The organism is Brevibacillus sedimenti, from assembly GCF_020923495.1.
GTDB lineage: Bacteria > Bacillota > Bacilli > Brevibacillales > Brevibacillaceae > Brevibacillus > Brevibacillus aydinogluensis.
Window position 1 is genome coordinate 393,514 of sequence record NZ_CP064048.1, and the last position, 13,050, is coordinate 406,563.

Below are 13,050 nucleotides of genomic sequence, written 5' to 3' on the forward strand. Positions count from 1 at the left end.
TCACTCCTTTGTTCCGACAGGCGTGATCGATTCCCGGGCACAATGCCGTCCCGTGTAGTATATGCGGAGAGCGGCCGGCCATACGGAACCGACTCATTGAGGTATACCACCTTCTTACCATATCCTGCAGATCACTGCAAGAAAAACACCCCCGCCAATGTGCAGGGGGCGTCCTTCGCAATGCGGGACAAATCCGCCTGCCGTCCGCTGACGGACGGCGGCGTCCGCCGGTTTATTTTTTCCCCACGCGCAGGAGGGCGTGATCCACCTTGATGCACAGGTCCATGATGACCTCGATGCCGTGCTGTTTCGCCAGCGCGGCCGCCTCTTCATTGACGATCCCCTGCTGCAGCCAGAGGGCTTTGGGTTTCAGTTTGACCGCTTCTTCGGCGACCGGCGGCACGTCTTCACTGCGGCGAAATACGTTGACGATGTCCACGGGCTCGTCGATCTCGCTCAGGGAAGCGACCGCTTTTTCCCCCAGGACTGTCTCGCCGGCAATCGTCGGGTTTACCGGAATGATGCGATAACCGGCGTTTTGCATGGCAGCGGCGACCATGTGGCTGGTGCGCTCAGGCTTGTTGGAAAGGCCGACCACCGCGATGGTTTTCGCTTCCTCCAGCAATTGGCGGCGGCGTTCGTCACTCGGATTTTGAAACATGGTTTACCAACTCCTTTACGCATTGGATTGATTGCGATTCATCACAAACTGGGCAAGCGTACGGACCATGACGCCCGTACCGCCCGCCGGCTGCATGTCTTTCGCGCTGCTGGTGTACGCCGTGCCGGCAATGTCCAGGTGGACCCACGGGGTATCCTCCGCGAATTCCCGCAAAAAGGCGCCGCCGATGATGCAGTGGCCGTAACGGCCGCCCGAGTTTTTCAGGTCGGCATAGCGGCTTTTGTTCAATTCGCAATACTCCTCAAACAGCGGCAGCTGCCAGAGGCGTTCCCCGGCCTGTGCGGCTGCGGACAGGAGTTCGCTGACGAGCGCCTCGTCGTTGGTCAGCGCGGCGGAGCAGTAGTGGCCCAGAGCGACGACGGCCCCTCCGGTCAGGGTGGCGGCATCCACCAGGCAGGAGACACCCTGCTTTCTGGCGTAGGTGATGCAATCGGCCAGGACCATCCGTCCCTCGGCGTCGGTCGTGATGATTTCCACGGTCTTGCCGCTCATCGTGGTAATCACGTCGCCCGGCTTGAAGGCTGTTCCCGATGGCATGTTTTCCACGCAGCCGATGACCGCGAGCACGTTCGCCCGGGGTTTGATCTGTCCCAGCGCTTCCAACGCCCCGATCACCGCTGCCGCGCCGCCCATGTCGGACTTCATGGCTTCCATACCGGCAACCGGCTTGATGGAAATACCGCCCGTATCAAACGTGACGCCTTTGCCGATCAGGCCGATCACGTCTTCCCAGGTCTCTGTTCCCTGGTATTTCACCACGACGACATACGGCTCCTCGACGCTGCCCTTGGCAACGGCAAGCAGGCCGCCCATGCCCATTTCCTCCAGCTTATCTTTTGTCAGCACCTCGTACGCCATACCGAAGCGTTTGGCCACAGCCACCGCTGCGTCTTTCAGGGCGCGCGGCGTCAGGTAATTGCCCGGTTCGTTGACCAGTGTCCGCGCCAGGTTGGTCCCCTGCGCCAGCGCTTCGCCGCGCATCACGCCCAGCATGGCGCTGGCCGCTTCCTCGTCGCTGCCGACGAGCAGCTTCACCGTCCCGAGCGGCTCCGCCTCCCGCTTCGGCTTTTGCCGATAGCCTTCGTAGTGATACGACGCCAGGCAAAACGCCTCTGTCACCGCCTGTGCGAAGCGGCTGGTCGACAACTCCCGTCCGCCGCGCAGATCCACGGCCACGGTTTTGCCGCTGCCTTTGCCGCCGACCGTCTTGGCAGCACGCCCCCAGGCAGCACGGATCGAGACGAAGTCCGCCTTCTCCCGGTCACCCATGCCGATGACAATCAACTTTTTGGCCTGAAGCCGGCCCATCGTGTGAACGACAGCCACCGACTTGGCCTCTCCGCTGATTTCCTTGTCCTGCTGTAGCGCGGCCAACCCGCCTGCAAACCGTTGATCCAATTCCGGATACACCTGCGCCAGTTCTTCCTCTTTCCACAGCGGGAGCACCAGCTCATCGCACGCAACGGTCCACCATGCGCTCCGTTTTTCCACAGTGACGTTCATATACCTTTCCTTCTTTCTCTGTGATAGGATAAAGCTACGGGCACATGAATGCCTTAGGGCCTATCCAGACTCAGATGGAGGGAAGGAAACGGAATGGCTTTCGCTTCCGTATACGGAATGACGTCCGCCTGCGGCAGTGCGTCCATGCAGTCGTCGAGAAACCGGAGAATTGCGTCGACATCGAGATCCCAGTGGCGCGGACCATACCTGGCCAGATATTTGCGGGCATTGGCCAGCATCAGTCGCGCACCCTTGACGTTGCCGCTGGAAAAGTGGTACAGTCCGACCGCCATTTGCAGCAAACCCTGGAGAAACTTGTTCGCTTTGTCTTCCATCCAGATTTCCTCAAGCAGGTCGTGGCATTCGTAGTACTCGCCGGCGTTGAACTTCTCGATAAACCGTATGTACTGCTCGGGGTATCGCATGGTCAACCGCCACCGTCCTTCCGCTTTCCATCGTAACACAGTTTGCCCGGTCTCGAAATCCTGACGAAAACTTTACGGATGCCCGAAACGCTGTTCTGTTACAATATACATACGCAGACGCATCAGATCAGAAAGGAATGGATCTTTCTATGGCAGCAATACTTGACAACTTTCCGTTATGGGCGGCTCTGATTGCCATAGGAATTGCCCAATTGATCAAAATCCCGCTTCACTACATCGCCACCCGGACCTGGCAGTGGTCGCTGATGTTCAGCACGGGCGGCATGCCCAGTTCTCATTCGTCCGCAGTAACTGCCCTTTCGACGGCCGTGGGCATCCGGGAAGGGTTCAGCAGCAGCATGTTCGCCATCTCCGCGATTATCGGGGTCATCGTCATGTTTGACGCGGCCGGCGTCCGCCGCCATGCCGGCATGCAGGCTGTCGTGCTGAACAAGCTGGTAGACGAATTCAACCATCTGCTGGAGGGGATGAAGACCTTTAAGGTGCGTCCCAAGCAGGAAAAGGCCCAAAAGCTGAAAGAACTGCTCGGCCACCAGCCGATCGAGGTATTCGTCGGCGGATGGCTGGGTGTCATGGTCGCGCTGATTACGCATCGGCTGCTGTAGACGAAAAGAGACGGACAGAGTTGTCCCGCACCGGAAACGGAGCCGGACAGCGACGTTTCGGGGAGGGAGAGCATGCGCATCGTTTCCATTTGTCCGAGCAATACGGAAATCCTCTATTACCTGGGACTGGGCGATCAGGTGGTCGGTCTGGACGACCACTCCGACTGGCCAGATGAATGGCAGCACCTGCCGCGCGTCGGCCCCGACTTGTCAATTGACATACAGAAAGTGGAGGCGCTGCAGCCCGATCTGGTTGTCGCCTCGCTCAGCGTTCCCGGTATGGAAAAAAACGTGGAGGAACTGGCGGCTCGTCGGATTCCCCACATCGTGCTGAATCCGTCGCGGATCGCCGACATTCCCCGCGACATCCTGCTGGTGGGCGAAGCCACCGGTACGATACAAGCCGCCGAACGGCTGGCGCAGCAATTTGCCGAAAGAGTGGAAATAATCCGTCAGACGGCAGCGAAGCAGAGCACCCGGCCGAAGCTGTATTGGGAATGGTGGCCCAATCCAATCTACACCCCAGGACGGGACAACTGGCTGACCGATGTAAGCGAAATTGTCGGGGGCGTCAATGTGTTCGCCGACTTTCCCTGTGCCAATGTCAAAGCAACCCCTGACATGGTGCGGGAGCGGAATCCTGATCACGTCTGCGTCGTCTGGTGCGGCATCGAGCTGCGCCGAATCAAACCGGCAATGATCACCGATCGGCCCGGGTGGGGAGAGATGGACGCCATCCGCCATGGGCACGTCCATCTGCTGGAAGAAGGACTCTATTGCCGCCCGTCCCCCCGTATTCTCAACGGATTGGAACACCTGGTCAAACTACTGTACCCGGACGATCGCACCTGACCGTTTGATTTCTCCTGTACACAAGCAAAGGATTTGCCGCCGGCTCACTCCGGGGCAAATCCTTTTTGTGTTTCCAACCCGCTGCAGTCAGTTGATGGGGTCGGCCATTGCCGCGATTCCTTTTTCGTTGAGTTGGGTCATCATCGCTTCCGTCACCTTGCCGTCGCCGCGGCGGATGACGTACACGTCCAGGGCTTTTTTGCCCCACTGCTTGTACACATCCTGTTTTGTCTCAAAATAGAGGTCGATCTTGTGGCCGCGAATGGCCCCGCCTTTGTCCGCAACTACGCCGTAACCGTAACCGGGTATGTAGAGGACCGTTCCCAGCGGAAACACGCGCAGGTCGGCGGCAATGGTGGAGTATTCATCCCGGCGAACCCTTACGCCCGAGTACGTAATCCCGTAAGACGGATGGGACGGGTGTTTGCCCGTCGACTCATACCCGGCGTAATACCCGGTCGCCACGACGCGCACCTTGGGATACTGCTCCAGCATCAGTTCGTTCTTGTCGGTCATCGGGGTGAAGGAGCTGGTGGAAACCGTCCGTTTCTTGACGACCTGCCGGCCATCTCTCATCTCCGAGACGCCGAACACTGTCTTAACAGAATGGTCTGCCATCACATTGTACCCCAATCCGTCGGTCGCGAATCCGGTCAGTACGGTAACGCCCAGGACGATCATACTCACCAATCGCTTACCAATCATTCTGATATAAACCTCCTCTCGGTACTAGTCTTGTCCCGAAGAGAAGGAAACTATACACAAAATGACCTGATTACAAAAATATTCTGCATCTTGCGGCACAATCAGCCGGCCTGTGCAGGAGACGCATCAAAAAAGGCAGGCCCGCAACAGGCCCGCCAAACCAACGGTTAAAACATACGATATCCTTTTTTGCGCAGCGTTTGAATCGTCCAACCGCTGAGCACGGTTCCCGCCATGCCGCATCCCAGAATGATCGCGTCCCAGGGGCCGGGAACGATTTTTTTGTACACCAACGCCCCGACCACTACGCCGCCGACGAGCACCACAGGCAGCCAGGTCGTCCGCAATATCATGTTTATGATAAAGCCGATGCCAAAGCCGAGCACGGCAAACAGCACAATTGACACCATAAATTGCAGCAAATCCATTGACCGTTCAATCCTCCAGCCTTCTGACGTATCGGGATTTCATCTCAAACACGTCCGTTTCCGTTTTTTAGTGTAGCCCAATCGCAGGATGAGGTCAATTGGAAAAGCGGCGGAACCACTATGGTCGGCTCTAACGCTCGCGTTCGGCGCGGCCCGTGCTCGCCCAACAGGGAAGCACAAACTGCACGCTCCGCATCGATTGCGGGGGATCGCCAAAGCCGCATCGCTACGCAGCCCATTTAGAGGTGGCGCTCCTTTTCTATGCTGGGCGTCAAGCGAGCGAGCGGGCCCGATCTCCCATGCACCTCGGACTTTGTCTGCATGCTGAGAGCCGACTTTGGTCGGCTCAGCTATGCCTTGACGGCAGAAGCGGTCGGCATCGGTGCGGACAAAGTCCCGGTGCCGTCACAGCCCGGACAGTTCTCAGTGCCGCCCAGCAGCAGTTGGAAATACCCCTGTCCCTTGCAGTACGGGCATTGTTCTTGTTCGCTTCTCATGGTGATCTCTCCTTTCCCATCCATTCGGGAAATAAATTGTATTTTCTGATTTTTTTGATGTGTCTTACTATAGCAGAGAATTCGCAGCCTCGACAACGGGAAAATCACTCGGAAAACAGAAAAAAACCGGGATGTAAGCGGCTGCATCCCGGTTTTTCTTGCTCATTCTCACAAATGCGTGAAGATGGATAGCGCGGGCGTGGCAGCGTGCACGTCTGCCCCGCATTTTACACTGCCCGCGTTTCTTCGCTCTTGTTTTCGCGCTACTCGTCGTCTGCGTCGAGCAGTCCGTTGTCGATCATGTAACGGAGGTTTTCCCTGTCCCGCTCCCGCCCTTTTTCTTTCAGACGCTCAATCGCGGGCAGGATCAGGATGTCGACTTCGCGCTGCACGTGCTTGGACAGATCGTAGCGGCCCTGTTCCTCCAGATAGGCGCCTACTTCCATCAGCGCGTTGTAGCGCTCCAGTTCATCCCTCGTCAGCAGTCCTCTGACCTGAACACTGGCGTGACGCATGGCTGCCTCTTACAACCGCACTTTTTTCATGGCCAGGCCGACTCCGCCGATCTTCCACAGGTAGCGGAGGTCGCTCGCCTTCTTCATCAGGGCGGCGGTGCTGCCGAACAGCTTTTTCGAACCGACCATTCCGATGCCTTCGCCTTTGCCGAGCGATGCGAGGGTACCCTGCAGCGCAGGAACGAACGGCTGCATCACTTCACCGCGAATCAGGGCCGCCAGGTTGTCGCCCAAGCATTCACCTTCCTGGACAGCGATCTGGGCGGTCGGCGGATAAGGACGACCCTCAGCGTTAAAGATCAGCGCGCAGTCGCCGACCACAAACACGTTTTCGTAACCCGGCGCGCGCAGGTACTCGTCAACCTTCACGCGGCCGCGCATAACTTCAAAGCCGGATTTCTCCACGATGCTGTTGCCGCGCACACCCGCCGCCCAGACGACGGTTTTCGACTTGATCTCTTCGCCGTTCGCCAGCAGGACGCCATTTTCGGTGCATTCCTTGATCGGCGTGCCGATCTTGAATTCGATGCCTTTGCGGCTCAGGACGTCCATCGCGTAGTTGACCAATTCCGGATCAAAGCCAGGCAGGGCGGTCGGTGCCGCTTCGATGCAGTAGATTTTGACCAGGTCCGGATCGACGTCAAACTCTTGGCACAACTCCGGAACGCGGTCGGCCAGCTCGCCGCAGAACTCGATGCCGGTGAAGCCTGCGCCGCCCACCACAAAGGTGAGGTAATCGGTGCGCTCCGGCTCGTTTTTGTACTTGGCGAACATGTACTCGATGTGCTCGCGGATCTGGCGCACAGCGTTGATGCTGCGGATGCTGAACGCGTGTTCTTTCAAGCCCTGGATGCCGAACGTTTCCGGTTCGCTGCCCAGACCAATCACCAGGTAGTCGTAGCTGAGCACTTCACCGCTTTCCAGGGTGACAGTTTGTTCTTCCGGCTGGATGGACTGAACGGTGCCTTTTACAAAGTTCACCTTGTTCATGTCGATGATCTGATCCAGGTTGACGCGGGCGTGGTCAGCAGAGGCGGTGCCAGCAGCCGGCTCGTGCAGCCAGGTGGTGATGTAGTGGTAATTGTGCTTGTTGACCAGCGTGATTTCCGCTTCGTTGTAATTCAGCTTTTTCTGCAGCTTCAGCGTGGTCAGCAGGCCTCCGTACCCGGCGCCGAGGATGAGAATTTTGGGTGTGCTCATGGTATCCCTTCCATTCGTGTGGTGATAGTCATTTCCTGGAAGTTTGTGCGAAATTTCACGTGATTGGATACTCTTAAGATGCCCTATGCGGCTGCTCCAGTATGAACGGAATAATTGCCCTGTCAGATCTGCTGCCCCAATCTGTGAAAAAATGCACAATCCAGGAAACAAAAAATTTTGTCAAATTCGTTACATTCACACTCATATTAAAAGGAGTCGACAAGATTTTCAAGTGATTTCTGACCTATCCCACTTTTTTCCCTTCTTTTTTTCGTTTACAGGTATGGTTATAATAGGAAAAGATGCTTTCAGAATATTTCGGAGGTGCTTGAGATTGAATCTTCTGCAAAAGGACGAGCAGGTGTATGACATTACCATTATCGGCGGCGGACCTGCCGGTTTGTTTACCGCATTTTACGGCGGGATGCGACAAGTTAGCGTGAAGATCATCGAAAGCATGCCGCAGCTTGGCGGACAGCTTTCTGCTCTGTACCCGGAGAAATACATATACGATGTGGCCGGGTTTCCGAAAGTGCTTGCCCAAGACCTGATCAACAATCTGAAAGAACAACTCTCCCGGTTTCAACCGACTGTCTGCCTGGAGGAAAAGGTGGAAAACGTCGAGAAGAAACCGAATGACATTTTTGAAATTACCACCGACAAAGGCATTCACTACTCGCGGGCGGTCATCATTACCGCCGGCGTGGGCGCGTTTGAGCCCCGCAAACTGGAACATCCTGACGCAGCCAAGTACGAAAATGCCAACCTGCACTATTTCGTCACCGATCTGAACTCCTTCAAGGGACAGCGCGTCGCAGTCGTCGGCGGCGGAGACTCCGCCGTGGACTGGGCGCTGATGCTCGAACCGATTGCCAAGGAAGTCACCCTCATCCACCGCCGCGACAAGTTCCGCGCTCACGAACACAGTGTCGAAATGCTGATGTCCTCCAGCGTCAAAGTCACCACGCCGTATGAAATCGCCGCCCTGCACGGCGACGAACGCATTGAACGGCTCACAATCGTCAACAACGTCACCAAGGAAGAACGCGAGCTGGAAGTGGACGCCGTCATCGTCAACTTTGGCTTCATCTCTTCGTTGGGACCGATCAAGAACTGGGGACTGGAACTGGAAAAGGGAGCCATCCTCGTCAACTCCCGCATGGAGACCAACATCCCGGGAATCTACGCGGCCGGCGACATCGCCACCTATCCGGGCAAGGTCAAACTGATCGCCGTCGGCTTCGGCGAAGCGCCTACCGCTGTAAACAACGCGGTCGCCTACATCAATCCGGATGCGAAACTGCAGCCCGGCCACTCCTCCAGCATGGACAATTTCAAATCGTAATCCATGGCCAAAAGCGCCCTGTCAGCTGTCATCTTCGGCTGGACAGGGCTTTTTTGTCATCCATCCTTCTGCGCGGGACGGCCTGTGCTGGCTGCGCCAGCCGGTCTGCATAGGGGATGCGGCCCCGGCGCACAGTAGGGAAAGAACCACACCACAAGAGAGGAGGGATTCAACTGGCCATGGGCCACCTCTGCCCTATCTGCAATGGCCTCGCGCCCTACCAGGAGACGTGCCCCCGCTGCGGCCGCCCGTTGGACGATGCCGGACGGCTGTATGACTACTACGGCGATTACAGCCCGTACCGGGAGATCGACGACGCCAAGCTGAGCAACGGCTTTCCCGATCGGCTCCACCACCACTGTCTGCATGTGGGCTGGTGTCCCGCCTGCCGGCAGGAGCATCTGTCGGTCATCGAGGAGTGGAGCGCTCAAGCGCTGCATGACCAGTCCCCCTAGACCTTTTTTAAGCGGTGCAGGTGAATCTCCTGGCGGTAAAGCAGACGCCACCATCCGTGTTGACCAACACGAACACGCAGACCCGTTCCACGAAAAAAGGACGCGCACCGGGACACGTCCTTTTTTTGGTTCCAATTGAACCGGAAAACCGGCCCGCTAGTTTTTCTTTTCTTCCAGCTTTTTGGCGAGGTGCTGGTTGACCGTTTTTACCTCGTCCAACAGCTTCGGCAGCACTTCCTTGATCTTTGCGGCGTCACCGGATTGGATCGCGGCGTCAAACGCCTCGTGGGTCTGTTTAAACTGCTCTCTCACGGTGCGCATGGCTTCCGCGTCTTTTGCATCGTGCTCGCCAAAGTTCTTGACGCGCCATTCCTTCAACTGCTGCTTCATCTGCTCGCGGGTGATTTGGCCATTTTTCACCTGCTCGTGCAGTTTTTCTTTCAGCGCTTTCCATTCTGCCCGCAACGTTTGTTTGTCTGCGTCCTTGCCGTTTTGCTCCCGCGATGCCTTCAGCTGTGTCATCAGGCGTTCCCGTTCGGCAAAAGCGGCTTTCCACTCGTCCACGCGGTCCGGTGTGTACTTCTCGGCCAGCAGGGTCAGGTACATCTGACGGTGCGCATTCAGGTGCAACCCGCAGCGCCATTTATGCTTGTAGTGTTCAAAGTGATGCTCGTGATGCTCGTGATCCCCGCCGACCTCTCCGCCGGGGATGAGCGTTGCCGCCGGCCGCGCCTGGATGTCGGCTGCGGATACGCCGGCCGGAATCGCCAGACCCGTCACGAGTGCTGTCGCCAACAAGTGTTTTTGCCAACGTTTCATCTTTCATCACTCCTTTTCGCGTACCGATCTGGTCGTAGTGCTTCCCGGCTGCGGGTGACAGCCTGCGCAAGCAGCGATTGGCAAGCGACTGTGGACAAGCGGCGCGAAATCATGGCTAAAGCGGCCGCAGCCCGTCCCTGTCCAACCCCAGCCTCTCCACCAATCCCATCTGTTGGAGATCGTTCCGGGTTTTCGGCGTACCCAGCCGGTAAATCATGCGGTAAATCTCGCGCAGATTGTCGTCGTATTCATCGTTGTCCCGATCCGGCATGTCGCTCCACAAGGTATGACCGTGCATCCACATCATGAAGTCCCCGTGCGCGCAGTGATTGAACAGGTCGCGCAGCATCCCCGCTTCCACCTCGGTCGCCTCGATCTCAAAGTCGTAGGTGGAATCGCCCTTGACGTCGCGGATCTCGGCCACGGTCGTACCCGACTGCAGCGTGATGTAATACCGTTTTCTTTCCAGGGCCATCAACTCCTTTGCATCAAACTCGGCCCTGCCGTAAGCGGAGCCTGTGGAGATTGCATGCACGCATTCCCTTTCTATCATGCGCGGGGCAGAGGGAAAATATGTATCTCGCAATCTAAAAAAATTGTAATTCTGCAGCATTTTTTGCCTTGACGCCGCACATGAAGACATCTTATACTGACCTCGTTGGTGATAATGATAATCGTTATCATACATGCATTATTCCGATTTTTTAAGGAGGCTCATCCATCATGAAGTTTCATTTGCTCAAACCACTCACCAGCACGACCTTGATTGCCGCGCTTCTCACAAGTGCAACACCCGTCCTCGCCGCTCCTGCCGATACGGGTGCAGCCGAAACTGCTGCTGCTGCTCCGTCAGAAATTTCCGACCTCACACTTGAGCAGGCGATCGATAAGGCTATTTCCAGCAGCATGGACCTGAATCTGCTCAAGCTTGACAGTGAATCCGCTTATTACACGACACTCCAGGCCCTTATGGGTACGAGAAACACAAAAGTCGAATCCGTCAGAACCTTGAGCAGTGCCAAATCAAAATTTGAGACGGAAGCCGACGCCATCAGGGATTACAAGGTCGCAGAATCCAACTGGAGGATAAAGGAAAACGATGCCCGCCTCAATGTACACAAGGCGTATTATGAGGTACTGGCAGCGAAAGAGAAGGCCGACCTGCAAAAGAAATACGCCGACGCGAAGTACGGTGACAACAGCGACGCTCAGAAAACACTCCGCGAACTGGAAGAAACGTATCGCGAGGCGCTTGCCAAACTGAACCAACTGATGAACGAAAAAAGCGACCAGGCGTGGAATCTGGCAGCCGTGGATTATTCCACCTTCCAACTGCTCCCGATCGAGGAATACAAAAAAATCGCCCATCAAAAGCGGCCCGATCTGGTGAAGGCGTCTGCTGAAGTCGCTTTTTACCAAGCCAAGGTAAACTACATCCGCGAGTACGCCGCCCTTAGCACATACCCGGGGCGCATTGCGCAAATTGAGCTGAAAAAGTACGAGCTGCTGCTGCAATCGGCCCAACGGAAAGCAGACGCGGAAATCACAGCCAACTACGAGAAAGTGGTTCAGGCGAAACAAGCCTTGGAGGAAAGCATCGCAAGCCAAAAAGCGGCAGAAGAACGCTACCGTCAAACCTACATGGACTACCTGAACAAAACAGCATCCGCATCTGAACTGGCCAATCGGAAAGAAAAATGGCTGGACAGCATTGCCGAACGCATCGATACCACACACCAATACAACGTTGCGGTAGCCACTTTGCAGCATTCCATCGGATTTTAAGTCAAACAAAAGCGTGGCGGTCAAGAACGTGTACACACGTTCCGTTCGCCACGCTTTTTCGTGCTGCTGCACTTCTATAGGTTTGTTTTCCGTATCGTTTATTTTACCACAAGTGTGGCCAGCATTTTGCCGTGATCGGGACCGCAGAGGACGTTGCAGAAGATTTTGTACTCGCCCGGCTTGTCGACGGTCAGCGTCTTGCTGCCCTCGTTCTGGATGTCCACGTCCAGCCCTTCAATGCCGATGCCATGGAACCCTTCGGTCGACTTGAAGTTAATCGTAAACGGTTCACCCGCTTTTACTTCAAATGTATCCTGATTGAACTTCCAGTTGCTCGCCTCAATGTTGATCGCCGTGCTGGCCTCCGCTGCCGCAGGTTGGCTGTTTCCTTGAGACGCTTCCTGTTTGTCGCCGCCGCAGCCTGCCAACATGACGGACAGGACTGCTGCCGAGATCATGAAACCCCACATTTTTTTCATAAGACACCCTTCTTTCATGCAATGTCTTTACGTTCTACAATTTCATTGTAACGAACGAAGCCAGTCCAGAATCTGCCAACCTGTGAACGAATCTTGACGAACCGGCGAACGATTGGTGAACGTCGCTGAATCGCCCCCCTCTTCCCCGGCAAAAAGAGAAACCCTCGCGGCATCGCATGACCGTCATGCAATGCCCACGAGGGTAGCGTCCTCTCGTCTGGCGTCTTACTCGTCACACTTCTCCGGCTTGCCCTCGGCCAGCGCCGTTCGGAACGACGCGCCGCAGCCGCAGGAGGCGACCGCATTGGGGTTGTCGATGGAGAACCCGCCGCCCATCAGCGATTCCTTGTAGTCGATTCGCGTGCCTTCAATGTATAGATAGCTGTCCTTGTCGACAACAATCTTGATGCCATCCTGTTCGAAGGTGTGGTCACCTTCCTTCATTTCCTGATCCCAGCCCATTCCATAGGTAAAGCCGCTGCAACCGCCCGGACGGACGCCTACGCGCAGGAACAGGTTGGGCTTGTTTTCCGCAGCCAGCATCTCCTTTACCTTCCGACTGGCTTGTTCCGTCAATGTAATCATCTCGTTACCCTCCTTTACCGGCGGTTTCCATTCCATGCTTGCACCACGCAAACGCCGTGTTCCTGATAACAGGGTGCCGCTTTCTGCTTTCAGTATACAAAAGGAAGCCGCGTTTTCTCAAGGCTGCCCTGCACTTCGGGCGCCTGCCC

The 13,050-nt window shown here is 56.3% G+C and carries 17 protein-coding genes; 5 read left to right on the plus strand and 12 right to left on the minus strand.

Annotation, left to right across the window (positions count from 1 at the left end):
- Window positions 1-232: 232 nt before the first annotated feature.
- From IRT44_RS01920 to IRT44_RS01930, 3 genes are read right to left on the minus strand one after another with little or no spacing between them, the layout of a single operon-like run.
- A complete protein-coding gene (locus IRT44_RS01920; RefSeq protein WP_171567471.1) occupies window positions 233-661 on the minus strand; it encodes a CoA-binding protein in 429 nt (142 codons plus the stop codon).
- A gap of 15 nt (window positions 662-676) precedes the next feature.
- Window positions 677-2,185, minus strand: a complete 1,509-nt coding sequence (locus IRT44_RS01925; RefSeq protein ID WP_171567470.1) for a leucyl aminopeptidase — start codon at window positions 2,183-2,185, stop codon at window positions 677-679.
- 53 nt (window positions 2,186-2,238) lie between these two features.
- The gene (locus IRT44_RS01930; RefSeq protein ID WP_171567491.1) at window positions 2,239-2,610 is read right to left on the minus strand and encodes a DUF309 domain-containing protein; all 372 of its coding nucleotides are present in this window, start codon (window positions 2,608-2,610) and stop codon (window positions 2,239-2,241) included.
- A gap of 149 nt (window positions 2,611-2,759) precedes the next feature.
- Between IRT44_RS01930 and IRT44_RS01935 the strand changes: the two genes are divergently transcribed.
- Window positions 2,760-3,236 (plus strand): divergent PAP2 family protein, encoded by a 477-nt coding sequence (locus tag IRT44_RS01935; protein WP_171567469.1) that lies wholly within the window; start codon window positions 2,760-2,762, stop codon window positions 3,234-3,236.
- Window positions 3,237-3,308: 72 nt separating this feature from the next.
- A complete protein-coding gene (locus IRT44_RS01940) occupies window positions 3,309-4,088 on the plus strand; it encodes a cobalamin-binding protein (RefSeq protein WP_230077352.1) in 780 nt (259 codons plus the stop codon).
- A gap of 87 nt (window positions 4,089-4,175) precedes the next feature.
- On the opposite strand, the gene IRT44_RS01945 is transcribed toward IRT44_RS01940, so the two are convergent.
- From IRT44_RS01945 to IRT44_RS01965, 5 genes are all read right to left on the minus strand, one after another.
- Window positions 4,176-4,793: a 3D domain-containing protein gene (locus tag IRT44_RS01945; RefSeq protein WP_171567467.1), complete on the minus strand. Its 618-nt coding sequence runs from the start codon at window positions 4,791-4,793 to the stop codon at window positions 4,176-4,178.
- Between the two features lie 167 nt (window positions 4,794-4,960).
- Entirely contained in the window at window positions 4,961-5,221 is a 261-nt protein-coding gene (locus IRT44_RS01950) for a YuiB family protein (RefSeq protein WP_171567466.1), read from the minus strand.
- Between the two features lie 350 nt (window positions 5,222-5,571).
- A complete protein-coding gene (locus IRT44_RS01955; protein ID WP_171567465.1) occupies window positions 5,572-5,718 on the minus strand; it encodes a YuiA family protein in 147 nt (48 codons plus the stop codon).
- 263 nt (window positions 5,719-5,981) lie between these two features.
- Window positions 5,982-6,233, minus strand: a complete 252-nt coding sequence (locus IRT44_RS01960; protein ID WP_171567464.1) for a hypothetical protein — start codon at window positions 6,231-6,233, stop codon at window positions 5,982-5,984.
- A gap of 9 nt (window positions 6,234-6,242) precedes the next feature.
- Window positions 6,243-7,433 carry an NAD(P)/FAD-dependent oxidoreductase gene (locus IRT44_RS01965; RefSeq protein WP_171567463.1) on the minus strand — a complete coding sequence of 397 codons (1,191 nt, stop codon included), beginning with the start codon at window positions 7,431-7,433 and terminating at the stop codon, window positions 6,243-6,245.
- Window positions 7,434-7,767: 334 nt separating this feature from the next.
- Here IRT44_RS01965 and IRT44_RS01970 point away from each other — a divergent pair, with 334 nt between their 5' ends.
- A complete protein-coding gene (locus IRT44_RS01970) occupies window positions 7,768-8,778 on the plus strand; it encodes an NAD(P)/FAD-dependent oxidoreductase (protein WP_171567462.1) in 1,011 nt (336 codons plus the stop codon).
- Between the two features lie 179 nt (window positions 8,779-8,957).
- Window positions 8,958-9,233: a hypothetical protein gene (locus IRT44_RS01975; protein ID WP_171567461.1), complete on the plus strand. Its 276-nt coding sequence runs from the start codon at window positions 8,958-8,960 to the stop codon at window positions 9,231-9,233.
- Between the two features lie 156 nt (window positions 9,234-9,389).
- Here IRT44_RS01975 and IRT44_RS01980 read toward each other — a convergent pair whose 3' ends face one another.
- Window positions 9,390-10,052 (minus strand): hypothetical protein, encoded by a 663-nt coding sequence (locus tag IRT44_RS01980; protein ID WP_230077353.1) that lies wholly within the window; start codon window positions 10,050-10,052, stop codon window positions 9,390-9,392.
- A gap of 115 nt (window positions 10,053-10,167) precedes the next feature.
- On the minus strand, window positions 10,168-10,527 hold the full coding sequence (locus IRT44_RS01985) for a hypothetical protein (protein WP_171567490.1): 360 nt from the start codon (window positions 10,525-10,527) through the stop codon (window positions 10,168-10,170).
- Between the two features lie 248 nt (window positions 10,528-10,775).
- Here IRT44_RS01985 and IRT44_RS01990 point away from each other — a divergent pair, with 248 nt between their 5' ends.
- Window positions 10,776-11,837, plus strand: a complete 1,062-nt coding sequence (locus IRT44_RS01990) for a TolC family protein (protein ID WP_212132132.1) — start codon at window positions 10,776-10,778, stop codon at window positions 11,835-11,837.
- 98 nt (window positions 11,838-11,935) lie between these two features.
- On the opposite strand, the gene IRT44_RS01995 is transcribed toward IRT44_RS01990, so the two are convergent.
- Complete coding sequence (locus tag IRT44_RS01995; protein WP_171567459.1) at window positions 11,936-12,316, minus strand: cupredoxin domain-containing protein; 381 nt, start codon at window positions 12,314-12,316, stop codon at window positions 11,936-11,938.
- 225 nt (window positions 12,317-12,541) lie between these two features.
- Window positions 12,542-12,901: an iron-sulfur cluster insertion protein ErpA gene (erpA, locus tag IRT44_RS02000; RefSeq protein ID WP_230077354.1), complete on the minus strand. Its 360-nt coding sequence runs from the start codon at window positions 12,899-12,901 to the stop codon at window positions 12,542-12,544.
- Window positions 12,902-13,050 lie beyond the last annotated feature (149 nt).